Source organism: Billgrantia sp. NRB1, from assembly GCF_056921725.1.
The window spans coordinates 1,680,192-1,697,145 of the sequence record NZ_CM167783.1 but is presented as its reverse complement, the minus strand read 5'-3'; the positions used below and the strand labels follow the sequence as shown (position 1 = coordinate 1,697,145).

Below are 16,954 nucleotides of genomic sequence, written 5' to 3'. Positions count from 1 at the left end.
GTATGGAGGTGCGAGATGACCCAGTACCAGCCCATTCATCGTCAAACGCCAACTGACAACAAAGCGCCCACACCACCGCCCCGGCTGGCGCTATATATGCCGGCCACGCCACCACTCGGACTCATCTATGCGCTTGAGCTCTGGTGGTGGCGATACCGCCAGCGCCGCCAGTTCCGGCAGCGTTTCCTGCCACTGCTGGCCCATGACGACCATATCCTCGAGGACATGGGCACCAACGTGACGACATCCTGTGGGCATCGCGCCTGCCGCTGAAAGAGGATGCGCACCAGGCCCTCACGGAGCGACGGGCGCGGTACAAGCGCTAGCGGCTTGATCAGCAGCGTGTTCGAGGATTCCTATCATGCGAGCGCCAAGCAACGCACAATGCCTGGGGGGCAACCGCCCCCCCCTTTAGTGCCTGACACGGTCTACCGGCAGAGCTCGTAGCCAACGGCGCTACGGCTGATGCCGTGGCGCCGCGATGCTAAGCTTTGGCCTTCCCGAAACAATCGCTCAAGGAAGTTCGCATGAAATATCTCGGTGCCCACGTCAGTGCCGCTGGCGGACCGGATCAAGCCGTGCTGCGCGCGGTGGAGATCGGCGCCGATGCCTTCGCCCTGTTCACCAAGAACCAGCGCCAGTGGAAGGCCAAGCCGCTCACCGACGAAGCCATCAAGGCGTTCCGCAGCGCCTGCCGCGAACACGGCTTCGGGCCCGGGCAGATCCTTCCCCACGACAGCTACCTGATCAACCTCGGTCACCCGGATGCCGCCGGGCTCGACAAGTCCCGCGCCGCCTTCCTCGACGAGTTCCAGCGCTGCGAGTAGCTCGGCCTCTCGCTGCTCAACTTCCACCCCGGCAGCCACCTGAAGAAGATCAGCGAACGCGAATGCCTGACCCGCATCGCCGACTCCATCAACCATGTGCTGGCCGAGACCCGCGGCGTCACCGCAGTGATCGAGAACACCGCCGGCCAGGGCACCAACCTGGGCTGGCGCTTCGAGCACCTGGCCGAGATCATCGACCAGGTCGACGACAAGTCGCGGGTCGGGGTGTGCATCGATACCTGCCATGCTTTTGCTGCCGGCTACGACCTGCGCACGTCGGAGGCCTGCGCCGCTACCCTCGATGAGCTCGGCAAGGTGGTCGGCTTCGAGTACCTGCGCGGCATGCACTTGAACGACGCCAAGAGCGCCTTCGCCAGCCGCGTCGACCGCCACCACAGCCTGGGCCAGGGCAACATCGGCCTCGACGCCTTCACCACCATCATGCGCGACCCGCGCATCGACGGCATCCCCCTGCTGCTGGAAACCATCGAGCCGGCGATCTGGGCCGAGGAGATCGCCTGGCTGCGCGCCCAGCAGCACTGATCGCCATGAAACTGATTCTCAGCCGCAAGGGCTTCGACTCCTCCGCCGGCGGCGTACCCAGCCCTATCTTACCGGACGGCCGGCTGCTCGCCCTGCCGATCCCGGATGCTGCCTCGACGATTCGCTATGCGGATATCAGCTTCGACGGCGCGCCGCTAAGCCGGCTGGTCGAGCCGCTCACCCGCGGCAAGATCACTGCGGAACATGGCGCTCACCTCGACCCTGACCTGATCCCCGAGATGCTGCCGCGGGCACCGGGCTGGCGGCCGCTCTTCGGCCAGAGTGGCCAGGCCCAAGGGCATCTGCGCAACCACGGCGTCGGCCCGGGAGACCTGTTTCTATTCTTCGGCCTGTTTCGGCGCGTCGAACCCCTCGCTGGCGGCTGGCGCTGGCTGCCTGGATCGAGGCCCTGCCATGTGATCTGGGGCTGGCTGCAGGTCGCCTCGGTCTTGCCGGTCGATCAAGCCAGAGGCGACCACCACGCCTGGGCGCACTATCACCCCCATTTTCAGCGCCAGGACGATCCCAACAACGTGCTCTATCTGGCACGTCCCCAGCTCGCTCTGCCGGAACTCGACGAGCCGCTGCCAGGTGTCGGCGCTTTCTCGCACGTCGCGCCGGAACGGCAGCTGACGGCCCCCCAGGCGACGCGGGTCTCCCAGTGGAGGCTACCGCGCTGGTGCTATCCAGAGCATGGCCGCACGCCGCTGAGCTACCATGCCAATCGCCAGCGTTGGCGCCAGCACACCGACCATACTGAGCTTGATGCCGTGGCCCGCGGCCAGGAGTTCGTGCTGGATGGCGACGAATATCCCGAGGCCCTTCCATGGGCAGGTGCACTGATGCAAGGCGGCCGGCCTGTTTAAATCAACGCCCGCGTATCTGCCTGGCCCCACGACGCTTGACCTCAAGTGAAGTCCAGGAGCTAGCCTCGCTGACGAACGAGCCGACAACCGGCTCGCCAATATGCGAGGAGACAGCAGATGCGCATCATGATCGTGGGAGCGAGCCAGGGGCTGGGGCGAGCCTTCATCGAAGGGCTGGGCGACAGTGGCGATCGTCTGATCGGCGTATCGCGCAGCGTGCCGACGAGGCTGCCCGAGCGTGCCGGCATCGAAATCGAGTGGATTGCCGCCGACCTGGCCTCGCCCGAGCCGGCGGCCGCCAAGGTGGCCAAGGCGATGGCAGGGGGCAAGCTGGATGTGCTGATCTATAACCTGGGGCTGTGGGAAAGCCGGGCCTTCGAGCCCGACTACCGCTTCCTGGCGGACAGCCCCGCGGAGATTCAGCACATGGTCACGGTCAACGTCAGCGGGGCCATCCTGCTGATCCAGGCGCTGCTTCCTGCGCTGCTTAACTCCGCCGCTCCACGCATCCTCCTCACCGGCTCGACCTCCGCGCTACCCGGCCACGGCAGGCCGGAGGTCACCTTCAGCGCCACCAAGTTCGCCCTGCGCGGCATCGCCGAGGCGCTGCGCGAGGGCTTCCGCGACCAGGGCCTGGCGGTCACCTGCCTGCAGCTCGGCTATCTCAATACCGAAGACGACCTGGCCGTGCCCCTCGAGCGCGCAGCCCAACGCGACGAGGGCGAGTCCATTCCGCTTCATGACGTGGTCCATTTGGTTCGCACTTTGCTGGCGCTGTCGCCGAATACCTACGTCAGGGAAGTGGTAATGCCGGCCATCGGCGATACGCGCTTCTAGCGGTATTCATCTCTATTAGTCAACCATGTGGTTGACAAACCAGTACCCACCGACTATTTAAACCATATGGTTGAATTTAATGAGATGCACTTGGACCGGGTCTTCCACGCCCTGGCCGACCCCACCCGTCGCCGGCTTCTCGAGCGGTTGGCGGCCGGTGAGCGCAAGGTCGGCGAGCTGGCCGAACCGTTCGACATCTCGCTGGCCGCCGTCTCCAAGCACGTGCGCGTACTGGAGCAGGCGGGGCTGGTGGAGCGGCGCGTCGAAGGACGCGCCCACTACTGCCGGCTGCAACCGCAGCCACTGGCGGCGGCGGAACAGTGGCTAAGCGTCTACGAAGGATTCTGGAGCCAACGCCTGAATGCCCTGGAAGCGGCGCTGAAGGCCGGGCCCCATGACAAATTGTCGGATGAGGGGGAGGGAAAATGAGTAACACCGGCTACGGCGAGAAGATTGCCGAGGAGAGCATCCGCTTCGAGCGCCTGCTGCCGGGGCCCATCGAGCGGGTCTGGGCCTATCTCACCGAATCCGACAAGCGTGGCCAGTGGCTCGCCCCCGGCGCCATGCAAACGCGAGCAGGTAGCGCCTTCGCACTGCACTTCCACAATAGCCAACTGACGCCCGACAAGACGCCGCCCACGGAGCGCTTTCGCCAGTACGACGGCAGCTTCACGACGCAGCACCAGGTGCTGCGCTGCGAACCACCCCACCTGCTTGCCTGGACCTGGGGCGGGGGCAACGAAGCCCCATCGGAGGTCACCTTCGAGCTCAGCGAGGCCGGCGATCAGGTACGCCTGGTGGTGACCCATCGTCGCCTCGCCGATGACGACACCATGGTCAATGTGGCCAGTGGCTGGCATACCCATCTCAGCGTGCTGGAAGGCGTGCTGCTGGGCCATGCCCCTGCCCCTTTCTGGCCCACCTTCGAGCGCCTAGAGGAGGAGTACCGATGCCACATCATGTCGCCCCGCAGTTGATGTTCGAAGGCAATGCCGAGCAGGCCATGCGCTTCTACGTCTCGCTGTTCGACGATTCCGACATCGTCCGGCTCGATCGCTATGGCCCCGAAGGGCCTGGTAGGGAAGGCAGCATCATGCAGGCCGAATTCACCCTGGCCGGCCGACGCTACACCTGCATCGACAGCCACATAGCGCACCCCTTCAGCTTTACGCCTTCGATATCGCTATTCGTCGAGTGCGAAAGCCGTGAAGAGTTCGAGCGCCTTCGCGAGCAGCTCGGGGCGGATGGCGAGACGTTGATGCCAGCCGACGACTACGGCTTCAGCACTCGTTTTACCTGGCTCAACGACCGCTTCGGCGTGTCGTGGCAACTCAACCTGGCCTGAGAGGAAGAACACCATGGTACCCCTGGCCCTGCCCCCTATCGTCTCCGAAGAAGAATGGCGCAGCGCTCTGGACGAACAGATCGCCCGCGAGAAGGCCCATACCCGTGAGCGCGACCGCCTAAACGCTGCGAGACGCCGCCTGCCGATGGTCGAGGTGAGCGCCGACTACGTCTTCGAAGGGCCACAGGGCGAAGCCAGCCTGCTCGACCTATTCGAGGGGCGCCGCCAACTGATCGTCTACCATTTCATGTTCGGCCCCGACTGGGAGGCCGGCTGCGACGGCTGTTCCTGGGTGGTGGACGCCATGACCCACCCCGCCCACCTGCACGCCCGCAACACCAGCCTGGTGCTGGTCTCCCGGGCGCCGCTGGACAAGCTCCAGCGCTACCAGGCACGCATGGGCTGGCAGCATCCTACGTGGGTCTCGTCGCTCGGTAGCGACTTCAACCAGGACATGGGCGTGACCAGCTGCAATTGTCATGCTCCCGACACCGATCGCGGCGAGCGGCACGGCATCAGCGTCTTTGTGCGCGACGGCCAGCGGGTGTTTCGCAGCTACTTCAGCGGCAAACGCGGCGTGGAGTATCTCGGCAGCCTGTGGACCTACCTGGACCTGACGCCCTACGGTCGCCAGGAGACCTGGGAGGACTCACCGGCGGGCTGGCCGCAGACGCCACCCTATGGTTGGAACCGACGTCATGACGAATACGAGACATAGTCGAGCCGTTCGACAGTGATGGAGTGAACGGCAATAAAGAGGAGGAACACGACCATGAAGACCATTGGCCTGCTCGGCGGCATGAGCTGGGAATCCACCGCCAGCTACTACCGGGCGCTCAACGAAGGCGTGAAAGCCACCCTGGGTGGGTTTCATTCGGCCAAGCTGTGCCTCTACAGCGTCGATTTCGCCGAGATCGAGCGGCTGCAGCACGCTGGCGACTGGGACGCCACCGCCGAGATCCTCAGCCAGGCCGCTCGCAGCGTGGAGGCTGGCGGTGCCGACTTCCTGCTGATCGGCACCAACACCATGCACAAGGTCGCGCCCGAGATCGAAGCCTCGATCTCCATCCCGCTGCTGCATATTGCCGATGCCACGGCACGGCGCCTGGCCAATGACGGCATTCAGCGTGTCGGCCTGCTCGGCACCCGCTTCACCATGGAGCAGGACTTCTACAAGGGGCGAATCGCCGAGGGCTTCGGCATCGAAGTCCTGGTACCCAACGAGGCCCAGCGCGACCTTATTCACGAGGTGATCTATACCGAGCTGTGCCTGGGCGAGGTGAAGGAAATGTCACGGCAGCGCTATCTGGAGATCATCGATTCGCTACACGAACGTGGCGCCGAGGCGGTAATCCTCGGCTGCACCGAAATCGCCCTGCTGGTGCAGCAGCAGCATACCGCCGTGCCGCTCTACGACACTACGGCCATTCACGCCGAGGAAGCGGTCAGGTGGGCGCTCGGCGATTCAGGAGACTAGATGAACGACGCCCAGTCGCTGCAGCAGGCCATTGACGAGCCAGTGCAGTTGGTGGAGTACGATTCCACCTGGCCGGCACGCTACGCCGCCGAACGCGACCGCTTGCTGCAGCGATTCCACGCCGAGCTGCTCGACGTACAGCATATTGGCAGTACCGCCATGCCCGGCATGCCGGCCAAGCCCATCATCGACGTCATGGCCGGGGTCGCTTCCATGGTCATGGCCGACGCCCTGTTCGAGCCAATGCTCGATTACGGCTACGTGACCTCGATTGAGTTCAACGCCGGCCTGAGCGACCGCCGCTGGTTCATGCGTCACGCCAACGGCCGGCGTACCCACCACCTGCATGTGGTGGTGCTCAACGGCGAGCTGTGGCGCCAGCGACTCGCATTCCGCGACGCTCTGAGCCGCGACCCGGCGCTGGCCACACGCTATGCCGACCTCAAGCGCGAGCTGGCTTCCCGCCACCATGCGGGTCGAGAAGCCTATACCCAAGCCAAGGGCGAGTTCGTACGCTCGATCATAGGGCCGCGCTAGAGTTTCGGCCATGGCGCTCGCTGAGGATTGTCGGCATCGCTTATCAGTTGAGATGCACCGCCTCGAAGTGCGCCACGGCAGTGCCAGAGGCATCCCGCAGGGTCAGCGTCTGGCCTTCGATCTGCCAGGTTGCGGTTGCCTCCAGCGCGGCCAGGAAGGCCTGCTCGGTCTCACCGCCGTGCAGGCAGGCCATGCGCGTGGTGATCAGGGGGCCGAAGTGAAGGGCCTCGCTCTCCAGCCGATAATCACCGGCCAGGCGGTTGCATCCGGTGGAGCCCGCCAAGCGGTTCTCCTCGGTGTGCAGCACGAAATGCGCCTCACGCTGGCTGTCTACCGCCTCGGGCGTCGCATTGCCGACCTGGGTCAGCTTCCAGTAGGTGTTCACCAGCGGTTCGTCATGTGTCATTGAACCCTCCATGGCGGTACAGCCCATTAGCACGATGGCCATCGATCCCAGCAAGATGGCAAAAGTTTTATTCATTCTCGTTCTCTCAAGTAGCGATACACATAGATGAGCGGGCCAAGAGACTTGCGCAGCATACCGATGCCAGGTCAAGCGATGCCGGCAGGCCGCCGCCAGGTCCTCCCCCGCCGGGGTCGGCGCATAACCCATGCGCGAGCGCTCGAACAGCGCCACGCCCAGCCGGCCATGCTCAAGGGCTGGTTCGACCGGGGTGTCGTCTACGGCAGGCTCTACACCGGCAGCATGCGCTACGACCGCGGCCGTTTTCCCGAGAAGAAGGTCATGCTTTCGGTGACCACCGGCGCCCCGGCGCCAACCTATGACGCCAAACGCCACAGCTCCAGCAGCGCCTGATTGATGGGATCACCGGTCAACTGGATCTCGTGGCCAGCGCCTTTTACGACCCGGCGAAACGCGTCGATACTCTCCGCCAACTCGTCGCAGATCGCTTCGAATCCTTCCCCATGGCCCCCGGAGACGACGAGCTTGGGGAAACCAGCTTTCTTTAGGTCGACGAGCGGAAGTGCCATATCCCACGTCGTTCTTCCCCAGCGAAGTACCGGGACCAGCGGCACGACTTGGTCGAGGACGCCAGGGGGAAGCATCTGGGGATCCGTCCCCACGGCCCGGAGGAAGCACTCCGCCCACTCACCATCCGGTATATCGAGATCCCACATCTCCCGAATCCCATTGACGAGAGCCCGTGCCGCCCCATCGTGCCGTGCGAGAGAGAACGCGGCTGGCTCAAGGAGCGCCAGGGAGAGCGCCGCTTCGGGACGGCGGGCCGCGGCGAACATCGCGGCCATACCGCCGTAGGAATGGCCGACAAGGTGAGCGCCATCGCCCATCACCTCAGCGATATCATCCGCGTCTTGCAAGAAGTCTTCGCCCGCTGCCGCTGGACTGCATCCGTAGCCGCGCCGGTCGAGCACGAGAAGTTGGTAGCCCTCACCGGCGAGCGGTTGCTGCGCTTCCCACTCCTCCCGGCCGGTCGCCAGAGAGCCGTGTATTAGGACAACAGGCTCCCCCGAGCCCCATGTCTCGATGCATAGGTCGCTCATGTGGGCTTCTCCACTCCCTCGACATTAATCCCGCATCCATCAGCGGTATTCGTCGTCGGACTTCTCCAGCCCCAGCCGTTGGTGCCACTCGGCGATGCTCTCCTCCGGGTAGCCGGCGAAGCACTGGTCATTGTCGCGCGCCTCCACTTCCACCCAATTGGCCTTGCTGTCCAGCAGCAGGTGGACCCGCTCGGGCGGGATCGGCAGTTCGCTGTCGATGGCCGAGGCGAATGGGTGGACCAGCGTCGGCCAGCGGGGATCGAAGACCCAGAGGGCACTGGCGCAGTGGCGACAGAAGTGGCGCTCGCCGGGGCTTAGCGCGCCGTCGACCACCGCACGGTAGACACCCTTGTGCTCGGCGCCTTCGACCACGAGGGTCTCCGCCCGCCCGCTCAGGTTGATGGCGTAGCCGCCACCCCCGGCGGTCTTGCGACAGATCGAGCAGTAGCAGCGCTGGTAGGGGTAGGGGTGCGGCGACGCGACGCGAAACCGCACCGCGCCGCAGTGGCAGGAACCTTCGAGCAGCATGACCTCTCCTCCCGGATCAACTGGCTGCTACCAGTCTAGTGCAGAGTCATGCACTCACGGCCCAGCTACCCCCTCCCCTCGAACCGCCCCCTCAGCGCTCGATACCGCACTCTTCGTCCAGCGCCGCTCCCTCTTCGGGGTCGAGGGGATCCCATCTCATACTCCTCCTCCCGGTTTGCGCTGGCCGAGAATCACCTGGTACTCCCGCTGGATGTGCAGCCCGGCGTCGGTGCGGAATTTTCCATGGTAGGCATCGATCTCGCGCTTGAAATCGGCGAGCCGGTCCGCCGGCAGCGACTCGATGACCCGCTTCATCGGGCCGAACCCCTGGGCGTACCACTGCCAGGCGCTCTCCTCGTCGGCCAGGTAGTGATCATTGACGCCCGGCTCGAAGGTGAGCGCGAAGTCCTGCCCCAGCAGCTCGCGGACGTGGGCCGGGTCTCCCCAGTCCAGGGGCGAGGGTCCCGGTGGCGGGGCGGGGCTGTACTTGCCGATGATGCCAAGGAAGTCGGCGACGCTGCCCTGGGGGTCCCAGACCAGCAGGACCAGCCGCCCCCCCGGGCGACAGACCCGCGCCAGCTCCCTGGCGGCCTGGTCGTGATTGGCAGCGAACATCACGCCGAAGGTGGATATCACAGCGTCGAAGCTAGCATCGGGGAAGGGAAGCGCCTCGGCATCCGCCTGCCGAAAGGTGATCGGCGGACGGGTATGGGCCGACAGTGTCTCCGCCGCGCTCAGCAACTCGCTGGCGATGTCGACGGCCGTAACGCTGGCCCCCGCCCGGGCGACGTTGCGGGCCGTCCAGCCGGTGCCAGTGGCGACGTCGAGAACCGACTCCTCGGAGCCAGGGCTCAGCCGCTGCGCCGCATGGGCCAGGGCGTCGGAGACCCCGAAACTGATGGTGTCGTAGTCGTGCCCGCCGAGCCCCCAGGTGAGTGCTGCCTGTTCATGGTGCGGCAGGACGGGAGTGTACCGTTCACGGACGCCGGTGAGTTCAGAATGTGTCATGTCGTCCTCCGTATTGGCGGGTTCACTCTTCAGGCTAGGGCAGGCAGCCGGGCCTGCCATCGAGGGAAACCCCCAAGCGAGGGAGGACGCCGGATGGGGAATTCTCCCCATGGTGACCGGCCGGCGGGCGTCAGATCAGGTGGTGTTCGTAGGCGTAGGCCGTAGCGGCGGTCCGGGAGGCGACGCCGAGTTTGTCGTAGAGGTTGCTGAGGTGGCGGTCGATCGTCTTCTCGCTGAGGCAGAGCTCGGCGGCAATCGCCTTGTTGGTCTTGCCCGTGGCCACCAGGCGCAGGACCTCGAGCTGGCGGCGACTCAATCGGTGCTCGGCCCTGGAGCCGACCGCGGGCCGGTCGAGATCGGCCAGGAAGACGTCCGTCTGTTCAAGCGCGTCGGCGGCACCGAGCGCCTTCAACTTGGCGCGGGCGGCAGTGGCTTCCTCGGCGGCACGGGCCGGTCGACCCAGCGAAGCCAGTACCTCGGCGAGCTGGAGGCGCGCCAAGCTCCCTTCATAGGGCATGCCGCACTCTTCGAAACAGGCCACGGCGTCTTCGAAACAGGCCTTGGCCCGCGCCCGCTCCCCGGTGGTGTCGGCCACCCTGGCCCTCGCCTGGCAGACTGCACCGCGCAGCGCCGTTGAATCGAGCACCTCGGCAATGGCCTCCAGTTCGCTCAGCGCCTCACGGGCACGGGCCGCATCGCGCCGCGCCGTGCTCAACTGGACCCAGAGCTCCCAACCGACCAGACGCTGCAAACGATTGGCGGACGGAATCTGCCGCAGATAGCGGTCGATCCAGTCCTCGGCATCCGCCAGGCGGCCGGCCTTCAGCGCCAGGCGGGCGAGCCCGAGGGCAGCCAGCGGGTGCCACTCGGCCCGCTGCAGCAGTTGCCTGGCCTCCTCGCCACGCCCCTGCCGCCGACGCAGCTCGGCGAGCCGTACCGCGGCTTCGGCTTCCCAGGGCGGTCGACTGGCCTCGAAGAGGGCCTGGGCCTCAGTCAGGGTCGCTTCCGCCTCCCGCCACTCGCCGCGCAGCGTCAGCATGGCACCAAGACGCGCTCGGCAGATCCCCTGGGCGCCGACCAATCGCACGCGATCGACAAGTTCATGCATCTGCTCGCACCACTCTGCCGCGCGTCTCAAGTCCCTGACCCGATCGCAGGCATCGACGAGAAAGCAGAAGATGGCGATCTTCCACACCTCCTGCTGGAGTTCACCGCCGAGTGCCGCCGCCGCTGTCTCGTCGAGACACGCCATGCCCGCCGCCACCCGGCCTTCGCTCACCAGGCCAAGCCCCTCCATGGCACGCGCCAGGATGGCCAGATCGGTATCGCCGCAGTGCCGAGAGACGTCGCTCGCTTCGGCGGCGCAGCGCTTGAGTTGCTGAGGATCTTCGGCCACCAGGATGGGTGCCCAGCATTCGAGGACCCGTTGCCAGCCGTGTTCCGGGGCGAGCGGCAGCTCCTCGAGAAGATGGCGTGCCCGCTCCCGCCAGCCATTGGCGATCGCCCGCTCGCCCCGGAAGTCGCCGTGATCCATGGCCAGCCACATCGCCATGCGCGCCGCAGCGGTGTCGTCCCCGGACTGGCGGTAGAGCCGATAGGCCGCCTCGCGGGAGCCGATCGACATGCTCCCGTCGTTGAGCCACCAGGCCGCCCAGCTCAGCCCCTCGTACGCCTCGGCCGTCTCATGCTCGGACAGCAGGCTCTGGAACGAGGTGAGCGCCGCTTCCCACTCGCCCTGCTGGAGGGCCTCGTTGGCGCGCACCAGGAAGTCTTGTGTCGTGTTCGGCGTCATGAGGATCTGGCCATTGGACTCCCGCTCTTTTTGGCCTAGCAGCTGGAATCACGAACTGTCAACGCCCCCGCTGCCAAAGCGGGTGTCCCCCCTCCCTCGGCATTAAACTTTCGGATAAGATAGAGGGCTTTATGTATCAGAGGCCCCAGATGCAAGCCACCCTCGAACAGCGCGCCCTCAAGTTATCCATCGTCATGACCCTGCTGGTGTCTGCCCTGGGGGTCACCCTCGGCCTGCTGGCTGGGTCCCAGTCGATTCTCTTCGACGGGGTCTTCTCCACCATCGATGCCGCCATGTCAGCACTGGCGCTGCTGGTGGCCAAGCTCGCCGTGCGAGAGGCCAGCCAGCGCTTCCAGCACGGCTACTGGCACCTGGAGCCGCTGGTGGCCGCGCTCAATGGCAGCATCCTGATGCTGCTGTGCTTCTACGCCTTCCTCAACGCCGTGCAGGGGCTGATGGAGGGCGGCCGCGAGCTGGACTTCGGTATCGCCATCGCCTATGCGGTGGTGGTGGCCATTGTCTGCTTCGGCATGTTCACCTACGAGAAGCGCCTGAACCGCCGCGCCGACTCGGAGTTCGTGCGCATCGATATCCAGAGCTGGCTGATGGCCGGTCTGATCACCGCCTCGCTGCTGGTGGCCTTTCTCATTGCGCTGCTGCTGCAGGGCACCGACTACGCCCACTGGACCCGCTACGTGGATTCGCTGCTGCTGGTCGTGCTGACGGTGTGCTTCATGCCGGTGCCCATCGGCATCGTGCGCCGCGCCCTGAAGGAGGTGTTCCTGATCGCCCCCAGCCACATCGACCGCGAAGTGCACGCCGCCATGGTGCCGGTGATGGCACGCGAGGGGCTACTCGAGTACTACAGCCACGTGGCCAAGGCCGGGCGTGGCCACTTCATCGAGATCCATATCGTCACCACGCCCGAGTTCGGTGCCGGTCAGGGCATCGCCGTGCTCGACGAGATTCGCGAGCAGATCAGCGCCGGGCTCTCCATCCCACCCGAGAAGCGCTGGTTCACCGTGTCCTTCACCGCCGATCCACGCTGGGCGTAGGCGTCTCAGGCTCCGGCGGGATATCGAGCGGCGCCCCCGTCAGGTCGTGACTCAGGGCAATTTTGTGCAATACCGGGGGGCAGGAGGAGGACAGACTCGGGGCATCGTTTGCCTTCGAGGAATCCCCCATGACCCTGTCCCTGATCTTGCCAATGTCGGCCTTCGCCCTGGCGGCCTCGATCTCCCCCGGCCCGGTAAACCTGGTCTGCCTGAGCAGCGGCACCCGCTACCCCCTGCCCCGGGGGCTGATCTTCGTCACCGGGGCGACCCTGGGCTTTATCGTGCTGTTCCTCGCCGTAGGCCTGGGGCTCTATTCGCTGCTGGCGGTGGTACCGGGGCTGGAAACGGCCCTGCGCTGGGCGGGGGTGGCCTTCTTGCTCTATTTGAGCCTGCGCTTGTTTCGCGACGATGGCCGGCTGCCAGAGGATGACGGCCAGCGGGCCCCGGGGTTTATGGCGGGGGCCCTGATACAGTGGCTCAATCCCAAGGCCTGGCTGGCCTCGGCCTCGGGCATCGGCGCCTATACAGGCGGCGACATGGGCCAGGTGGGGCTCTTCGCCGCCCTCTACCTGCCCATCTGTTGGCTCTCCCTGGCCAGTTGGGTCTATGCCGGGGCCTTCCTGCGGCGCTACGTCCACCGTCCCGCGGTCCTGGTCACCATCAACCGCAGCCTGGCGCTGCTGCTCGCCGTCAGCTGCGTCTACCTGTTGATAGACTGAGCCCCCGCACTATCTGCGAGGCATGACGAAATCGCGGCGCATGATGGTCACCGCCTCGCCACGGTAGTCGCGCGCTTCCAGGTCACGCCAGCCCAGCCGCCGGTAGAGGGGTTGCTGATCCGGCGTGTAGAGGTAGAAGTGGCCGAGCCCCGCGGCCTGGGCCTCCTCCTCCACCCGTTGCACCAGCCGCGAGGCGATGCCCTGCCCCCGCCACGCCGGCAGCACGAAGACCGAGGCCAGCCAGGGCGTCAGGTCGCGACGGTCGCTCATATCGTCGGCCACCAGGCTGGCCGTCCCCACCGGGGTGTCACCCTCCAGGGCGGCGAACACCGAGGGCACCCCGGCCGGGCCACACTCGTCCCGCAATAAGGCGATGGCGCGCTCCAGGCTCCGGCCGGGGTGCAGGTGCCCCCAGGCGTCGTGGGTCCATTTAGCCAGGGTAGCCAGGTGGGGCGAGTCGCCGGCGATGCGCACGAGGCGGATCCTTGCTTCCATGTCGGTCGGTTTCCTTATCTGTGAGGGGGCACATGGCCCAGGTATCGGGCGCTGCCTGGGGACGATTCCGGTCAGACCCACGATACCCAGGCCAGCGCGGCCAGGTAGAGGCCCATGCCGAACGACAGGTATGCCACTAGGCTCTTAAACCGTGCACACGCCAACGAGATCAGCGCCGGCTAGGGCTCGAGACGCGAGCGGCGGTATTGATCCGGGGTGGCGGCCACCAGGCGCTTGAAGGTGCGTTGGAAATGCGGCTGGTCGCTGAAGCCGGCTCTCAGTGCCGCCTCGGCGATGGACGTGCCCCGCTTGAGCTCGCGCTGCCCCAACTGGACACGGCGATTGATCAGGTAAGCGTGGGGCGTCAGGCCGAAGTGCTGCTTGAAGACGCGGATCAGGTGCCCGGGGCTGTACCCGGCGCGCGCGCACAGGGTATCCAGGGAGACCTCCTGGGTGGGGTGCGCGTCCAGGTAGGCGGCCAACTCGCGCAGGAGCGCCGGCGGTAGCGGCCGCGGCTGGGCCGGCTGCCCCGCCAGGTGGCGCATCAGCGCCGAGAGGTAATCGACTACCTCGCTCTGCTTGTCCAGCAGGTCACGGTGCGGGTCCAGCAGGGCATCGGTCATGCGCAGATAGCCAGCATACCAGGCGGGATCTGTCACCACCGCGGTGGGCATATCCTGCCAACGCGGCGTCTCGAGCAGCCCTGCCCCGAAGCGCAGTTCAGTCAGCCAGTCGGTGTCCACATAGAGCATGCGGTAGCCCCAGGGCTGATCGTCGATGGGGTTGCAGGCGTGTACCCACTCCGGGTTCATCATCACCAGTTGACCGGCGTAAATTGGGTGACAAGCCTCCCGGTAATGAAAGCTACTCCGCCCGGCGGTCACAGCACCCAGAGACCACTGCACATGGCTATGGGGCGCATAGCCGACCCTGCGGCCATCGTCGACCAGGCGCAGTTCCAGGTGCGGCAAGCGCGCATGGCGCCAGAAGCGGGGTCGGCTGGCAAGGGTCACGGCTCATCTCCTGAGACTTTCCCGACGAGTCTATACCGCCACCGCCACCGCCACCACGGCCCTAAGCGCCATCGGCGGCGCGCTCCAGATCGGCGATGGCGATCTTCGTCATGGTCAGCGTCGCCCCCGCCGCGCCGGCGGTGTGGTCGCCCACGGTGGCCAGTACGCCGGCATGCACGTAGCCGTCCTGCTGCCGATGATCCTCGCGCACCGCCAGCCGCGTCTCGAGCATCATCATCTCTCCTCTAATCACCCCAGTATGAATATCACGCAGGCAGCGGTAAGCCCACCCATCAGCGCGTTGAAGCGTCGCCAGGCCTGCGGCGTATGCAGCCAGCGGCCGATGGCGGTGCCAAAGCCCGCCCAGAGCGCGATGCAAGGCAGCGCCACCAGCTCGGCGAAGCCGGCCAGCAGCAGGGCATTGACCAGGGTGTCGCCACCGCTGGGCAGAAAGCCCGCCATCAGCGCCAGGCCCATCACCCAGGCCTTGGGGTTGGCGAACTGGAAGGCCGCCGCCTGCCAGAAGCTCAGCGGCCGCCCCTCCCCACCGCGGCGCAGGTCGGGAGGCGGCGCGGTGGCAATCCGCCACGCCAGGTAGAGCAGATAGGCGCTGCCCACCACGCGCAGCAGCATCTGCACCGCCGGGTAGCGCTCGAAAAGCAGTCCGAGCCCCAGGGCGATGCCGGCAAACAGCAGAAAGCAGCCGCCCAGGATGCCGAAGATATGTGGCAGGGTACGCAGGAAACCGTAGTTGGCTCCGGAGGCGGTGAGCATCACGTTGTTGGGGCCGGGGGTGATGGTCATGGAGATCATGAAGAGGGCCGCCGGCCCGAGGAATGCCAAGGCTTCCATTGAATTGCACCCATACAATAGTTGATTAATTGCGTACTATCGGCTAGTTTTTCCAGCATAATCGGTGCAATTTTGGCGTCAAAGGTTTTATTGTCACCATGACAATCTGGATACCCCGGCTCGACGATCAGGGCCCCCGCTACCGCGCCATCGGCGAGGCCATCGCCCGGGCCACGCAGAGCGGCGAACTGCAGCCCGGCCAGCGCCTGCCGCCCCAGCGGCGCCTGGCCGATGCCCTGGGCGTCACGGTGGGCACCGTGACCCGCGCCTACGCCGAGGCCGAGCGCCAGGGCTGGGTGACGGCCCGGGTCGGCAGTGGCACCTATGTGCGCGGCGACGAGGCCTCGGCGGGTCGCCCCTTTCTCGCCAATCGCCCCGGCGACGACGGCGTGATCGACCTCAGCCTGAGCCTGCCCCCGCCCCACCCGCTGCGCGCTGCGGCCCTGGGGCGCGCCCTGCAGACCATCGCCCAGGACGACGAGGTGCTGGGGCGCTGCGTCGAGTACCAGCCCGAGCGCGGCGTGCCCGCCCACCGCGAGCGCCTGGCGGAGTGGATGACCGGGCTCGGCATGCCGGTGGCGGCGGAGTCGCTGCTGATCACCCAGGGCGGCCAGCACGGCATCAGCCTGGCGCTGCAGGCGCTGACCCGACCCGGCGAGCGTATCGCCGCCGATGCGCTTACCTACCCCGGTCTGATCGGCGCCGCCCAGCAGGCCCACCTCAAGGTGCTGGGGGTGGCGATGGACGACAGCGGCATGGACCTGGAGGCCCTGGCGCGGCTCTGCGCCCAGCAGCCGCCGCGGCTGGTCTACGTCACCCCCGACCAGAACAACCCCACCGGTGCGCCGCTCAGCGAGGCGCGGCGGGAGCGCCTCGCGGCGCTGGCCCGGCAGCACGACTTCTGGATTCTCGAAGACGGCGTGCAGTACCTGCCCGAGGCCGAGCGCGGCACGCCGCTCTATCGGCTGGCGCCGGAGCGCACCCTGTTCGTGTTCAGCACCGCCAAGGTGCTGGCCGGCGGGCTGCGCATCGGCACCCTGTCGGCGCCGGCGGCGCTTCGCGAGCGGCTCGGCGCGGCCCTGCGTGCCCAGAGCTGGATGGTGCCGCCGCTAATGGTGGAGGCAGTGTGCCGCTGGGTGGCCAGCCGCGACAGCCAGCGGCTGCTGGCCTGGCAGACCGAAGAGCTGGGCGCGCGCCAGCGCCTGGCCCGCCAGCGTCTGGCGGCCTACGCTCCCGCCGGCCGCCCCCACGGCGCCAACCTCTGGCTGCCGTTGCCCGGCGAGCTGCGCAGTGCCGCCCTGCTCGAGGGGCTCGAGCGGCGGGGCCTGCGGGTCACCAGCGCCGAGCCCTTCTGCGTCGGCGGCGAGCCGGCGCCCCAGGCGCTGCGCCTCTGCCTGAGCGCCGCCGATTCCCGGGAGATGCTGAGCCGCGCCCTCGACCTGCTGGTCGAGGCGCTGGAGGAACCCCCGCCCTCCCCCTGGCGGACCCTGTAAGCGTCGCCGGATCGCCGTCCCAAACGCCAAGCCCCCGAGCCAG

General features: G+C 66.7%; 22 protein-coding genes and 1 pseudogene. 14 read left to right on the top strand and 9 right to left on the bottom strand.

What is annotated here, in order from left to right:
- The first annotated feature begins 15 nt into the window (after positions 1–15).
- The 10 genes and pseudogenes from ACZIYR_RS07675 to ACZIYR_RS07630 all read left to right on the top strand — a co-directional run bounded on the left by ACZIYR_RS07675 (position 16) and on the right by ACZIYR_RS07630 (position 6,432).
- Positions 16–273: a hypothetical protein gene (locus tag ACZIYR_RS07675; protein WP_473033195.1), complete on the top strand. Its 258-nt coding sequence runs from the start codon at positions 16–18 to the stop codon at positions 271–273.
- Between the two features lie 254 nt (positions 274–527).
- Positions 528–1,370, top strand: a pseudogene (gene nfo, locus ACZIYR_RS07670) (deoxyribonuclease IV).
- Between the two features lie 5 nt (positions 1,371–1,375).
- The gene (locus ACZIYR_RS07665; protein ID WP_483528778.1) at positions 1,376–2,236 is read left to right on the top strand and encodes an Nmad3 family putative nucleotide modification protein; all 861 of its coding nucleotides are present in this window, start codon (positions 1,376–1,378) and stop codon (positions 2,234–2,236) included.
- Between the two features lie 117 nt (positions 2,237–2,353).
- Entirely contained in the window at positions 2,354–3,073 is a 720-nt protein-coding gene (locus ACZIYR_RS07660; RefSeq protein WP_483528777.1) for an SDR family NAD(P)-dependent oxidoreductase, read from the top strand.
- 90 nt (positions 3,074–3,163) lie between these two features.
- Positions 3,164–3,502: an ArsR/SmtB family transcription factor gene (locus tag ACZIYR_RS07655; protein ID WP_483528776.1), complete on the top strand. Its 339-nt coding sequence runs from the start codon at positions 3,164–3,166 to the stop codon at positions 3,500–3,502.
- On the top strand, positions 3,499–4,050 hold the full coding sequence (locus ACZIYR_RS07650) for an SRPBCC family protein (protein ID WP_483528775.1): 552 nt from the start codon (positions 3,499–3,501) through the stop codon (positions 4,048–4,050). Before ACZIYR_RS07655 ends, ACZIYR_RS07650 begins: the two co-directional genes overlap by 4 nt.
- Positions 4,023–4,418: a VOC family protein gene (locus ACZIYR_RS07645; RefSeq protein ID WP_095621911.1), complete on the top strand. Its 396-nt coding sequence runs from the start codon at positions 4,023–4,025 to the stop codon at positions 4,416–4,418. The genes ACZIYR_RS07650 and ACZIYR_RS07645 overlap by 28 nt, the downstream gene beginning before the upstream one ends.
- 13 nt (positions 4,419–4,431) lie before the next feature.
- Entirely contained in the window at positions 4,432–5,136 is a 705-nt protein-coding gene (locus tag ACZIYR_RS07640; protein WP_483528774.1) for a DUF899 domain-containing protein, read from the top strand.
- Positions 5,137–5,190: 54 nt separating this feature from the next.
- Positions 5,191–5,895 (top strand): aspartate/glutamate racemase family protein, encoded by a 705-nt coding sequence (locus ACZIYR_RS07635; protein WP_483528773.1) that lies wholly within the window; start codon positions 5,191–5,193, stop codon positions 5,893–5,895.
- Positions 5,896–6,432 (top strand): GrpB family protein, encoded by a 537-nt coding sequence (locus tag ACZIYR_RS07630; protein ID WP_483528772.1) that lies wholly within the window; start codon positions 5,896–5,898, stop codon positions 6,430–6,432.
- Positions 6,433–6,475: 43 nt separating this feature from the next.
- Here the strand turns inward: ACZIYR_RS07630 and ACZIYR_RS07625 are convergent, their stop codons facing one another.
- Positions 6,476–6,838, bottom strand: a complete 363-nt coding sequence (locus tag ACZIYR_RS07625; RefSeq protein WP_483528771.1) for an META domain-containing protein — start codon at positions 6,836–6,838, stop codon at positions 6,476–6,478.
- 153 nt (positions 6,839–6,991) lie between these two features.
- Between ACZIYR_RS07625 and ACZIYR_RS07620 the strand changes: the two genes are divergently transcribed.
- On the top strand, positions 6,992–7,249 hold the full coding sequence (locus ACZIYR_RS07620; protein ID WP_473033180.1) for an NAD(P)H-dependent oxidoreductase: 258 nt from the start codon (positions 6,992–6,994) through the stop codon (positions 7,247–7,249).
- Here ACZIYR_RS07620 and ACZIYR_RS07615 read toward each other — a convergent pair.
- The 4 genes from ACZIYR_RS07615 to ACZIYR_RS07600 all read right to left on the bottom strand — a co-directional run bounded on the left by ACZIYR_RS07615 (position 7,213) and on the right by ACZIYR_RS07600 (position 11,284).
- Entirely contained in the window at positions 7,213–7,956 is a 744-nt protein-coding gene (locus ACZIYR_RS07615) for an alpha/beta fold hydrolase (protein WP_483528770.1), read from the bottom strand. The genes ACZIYR_RS07620 and ACZIYR_RS07615 overlap by 37 nt on opposite strands.
- Before the next feature lie 39 nt (positions 7,957–7,995).
- Positions 7,996–8,484, bottom strand: a complete 489-nt coding sequence (locus tag ACZIYR_RS07610; RefSeq protein ID WP_473033176.1) for a GFA family protein — start codon at positions 8,482–8,484, stop codon at positions 7,996–7,998.
- A gap of 156 nt (positions 8,485–8,640) precedes the next feature.
- On the bottom strand, positions 8,641–9,492 hold the full coding sequence (locus ACZIYR_RS07605; RefSeq protein WP_483528769.1) for a class I SAM-dependent methyltransferase: 852 nt from the start codon (positions 9,490–9,492) through the stop codon (positions 8,641–8,643).
- 130 nt (positions 9,493–9,622) lie between these two features.
- Positions 9,623–11,284 (bottom strand): LuxR C-terminal-related transcriptional regulator, encoded by a 1,662-nt coding sequence (locus tag ACZIYR_RS07600; RefSeq protein WP_483528768.1) that lies wholly within the window; start codon positions 11,282–11,284, stop codon positions 9,623–9,625.
- A gap of 149 nt (positions 11,285–11,433) precedes the next feature.
- Between ACZIYR_RS07600 and ACZIYR_RS07595 the strand changes: the two genes are divergently transcribed.
- Complete coding sequence (locus ACZIYR_RS07595; protein WP_473033172.1) at positions 11,434–12,339, top strand: cation diffusion facilitator family transporter; 906 nt, start codon at positions 11,434–11,436, stop codon at positions 12,337–12,339.
- Positions 12,340–12,467: 128 nt separating this feature from the next.
- Positions 12,468–13,058, top strand: coding sequence for a LysE family translocator (locus tag ACZIYR_RS07590; RefSeq protein ID WP_473033171.1), 591 nt, complete (start codon positions 12,468–12,470; stop codon positions 13,056–13,058).
- A 9-nt stretch (positions 13,059–13,067) separates the two neighbouring features.
- Here ACZIYR_RS07590 and ACZIYR_RS07585 read toward each other — a convergent pair whose 3' ends face one another.
- The 4 genes from ACZIYR_RS07585 to ACZIYR_RS07570 form a co-directional block, all read right to left on the bottom strand.
- On the bottom strand, positions 13,068–13,553 hold the full coding sequence (locus ACZIYR_RS07585) for a GNAT family N-acetyltransferase (RefSeq protein WP_483528767.1): 486 nt from the start codon (positions 13,551–13,553) through the stop codon (positions 13,068–13,070).
- A 179-nt stretch (positions 13,554–13,732) separates the two neighbouring features.
- Positions 13,733–14,566, bottom strand: a complete 834-nt coding sequence (locus ACZIYR_RS07580; protein ID WP_473033169.1) for a helix-turn-helix domain-containing protein — start codon at positions 14,564–14,566, stop codon at positions 13,733–13,735.
- A gap of 61 nt (positions 14,567–14,627) precedes the next feature.
- Complete coding sequence (locus ACZIYR_RS07575; protein ID WP_483528766.1) at positions 14,628–14,801, bottom strand: hypothetical protein; 174 nt, start codon at positions 14,799–14,801, stop codon at positions 14,628–14,630.
- A 14-nt stretch (positions 14,802–14,815) separates the two neighbouring features.
- Complete coding sequence (locus tag ACZIYR_RS07570) at positions 14,816–15,418, bottom strand: LysE family translocator (protein WP_473033168.1); 603 nt, start codon at positions 15,416–15,418, stop codon at positions 14,816–14,818.
- Positions 15,419–15,516: 98 nt separating this feature from the next.
- Between ACZIYR_RS07570 and ACZIYR_RS07565 the strand changes: the two genes are divergently transcribed.
- Entirely contained in the window at positions 15,517–16,911 is a 1,395-nt protein-coding gene (locus ACZIYR_RS07565) for an aminotransferase-like domain-containing protein (RefSeq protein ID WP_483528765.1), read from the top strand.
- Positions 16,912–16,954: the final 43 nt, after the last annotated feature.

Excerpts from the sequence above, each read along its gene's own strand:
- ACZIYR_RS07675 (WP_473033195.1), top strand. The coding sequence starts at position 16 with ATGACCCAGTACCAGCCCATTCATCGTCAAACGCCAACTGACAACAAA.
- ACZIYR_RS07665 (WP_483528778.1), top strand. The coding sequence starts at position 1,376 with ATGAAACTGATTCTCAGCCGCAAGGGCTTCGACTCCTCCGCCGGCGGC.
- ACZIYR_RS07660 (WP_483528777.1), top strand. The coding sequence starts at position 2,354 with ATGCGCATCATGATCGTGGGAGCGAGCCAGGGGCTGGGGCGAGCCTTC.
- ACZIYR_RS07650 (WP_483528775.1), top strand. The coding sequence starts at position 3,499 with ATGAGTAACACCGGCTACGGCGAGAAGATTGCCGAGGAGAGCATCCGC.
- ACZIYR_RS07645 (WP_095621911.1), top strand. The coding sequence starts at position 4,023 with ATGCCACATCATGTCGCCCCGCAGTTGATGTTCGAAGGCAATGCCGAG.
- ACZIYR_RS07640 (WP_483528774.1), top strand. The coding sequence starts at position 4,432 with ATGGTACCCCTGGCCCTGCCCCCTATCGTCTCCGAAGAAGAATGGCGC.
- ACZIYR_RS07635 (WP_483528773.1), top strand. The coding sequence starts at position 5,191 with ATGAAGACCATTGGCCTGCTCGGCGGCATGAGCTGGGAATCCACCGCC.
- ACZIYR_RS07630 (WP_483528772.1), top strand. The coding sequence starts at position 5,896 with ATGAACGACGCCCAGTCGCTGCAGCAGGCCATTGACGAGCCAGTGCAG.
- ACZIYR_RS07625 (WP_483528771.1), bottom strand. The coding sequence starts at position 6,838 with ATGACACATGACGAACCGCTGGTGAACACCTACTGGAAGCTGACCCAG.
- ACZIYR_RS07620 (WP_473033180.1), top strand. The coding sequence starts at position 6,992 with ATGCCGGCAGGCCGCCGCCAGGTCCTCCCCCGCCGGGGTCGGCGCATA.
- ACZIYR_RS07615 (WP_483528770.1), bottom strand. The coding sequence starts at position 7,956 with ATGAGCGACCTATGCATCGAGACATGGGGCTCGGGGGAGCCTGTTGTC.
- ACZIYR_RS07610 (WP_473033176.1), bottom strand. The coding sequence starts at position 8,484 with ATGCTGCTCGAAGGTTCCTGCCACTGCGGCGCGGTGCGGTTTCGCGTC.
- ACZIYR_RS07605 (WP_483528769.1), bottom strand. The coding sequence starts at position 9,492 with ATGACACATTCTGAACTCACCGGCGTCCGTGAACGGTACACTCCCGTC.
- ACZIYR_RS07600 (WP_483528768.1), bottom strand. The coding sequence starts at position 11,284 with ATGACGCCGAACACGACACAAGACTTCCTGGTGCGCGCCAACGAGGCC.
- ACZIYR_RS07595 (WP_473033172.1), top strand. The coding sequence starts at position 11,434 with ATGCAAGCCACCCTCGAACAGCGCGCCCTCAAGTTATCCATCGTCATG.
- ACZIYR_RS07590 (WP_473033171.1), top strand. The coding sequence starts at position 12,468 with ATGACCCTGTCCCTGATCTTGCCAATGTCGGCCTTCGCCCTGGCGGCC.
- ACZIYR_RS07585 (WP_483528767.1), bottom strand. The coding sequence starts at position 13,553 with ATGGAAGCAAGGATCCGCCTCGTGCGCATCGCCGGCGACTCGCCCCAC.
- ACZIYR_RS07575 (WP_483528766.1), bottom strand. The coding sequence starts at position 14,801 with ATGATGCTCGAGACGCGGCTGGCGGTGCGCGAGGATCATCGGCAGCAG.
- ACZIYR_RS07570 (WP_473033168.1), bottom strand. The coding sequence starts at position 15,418 with ATGGAAGCCTTGGCATTCCTCGGGCCGGCGGCCCTCTTCATGATCTCC.
- ACZIYR_RS07565 (WP_483528765.1), top strand. The coding sequence starts at position 15,517 with ATGACAATCTGGATACCCCGGCTCGACGATCAGGGCCCCCGCTACCGC.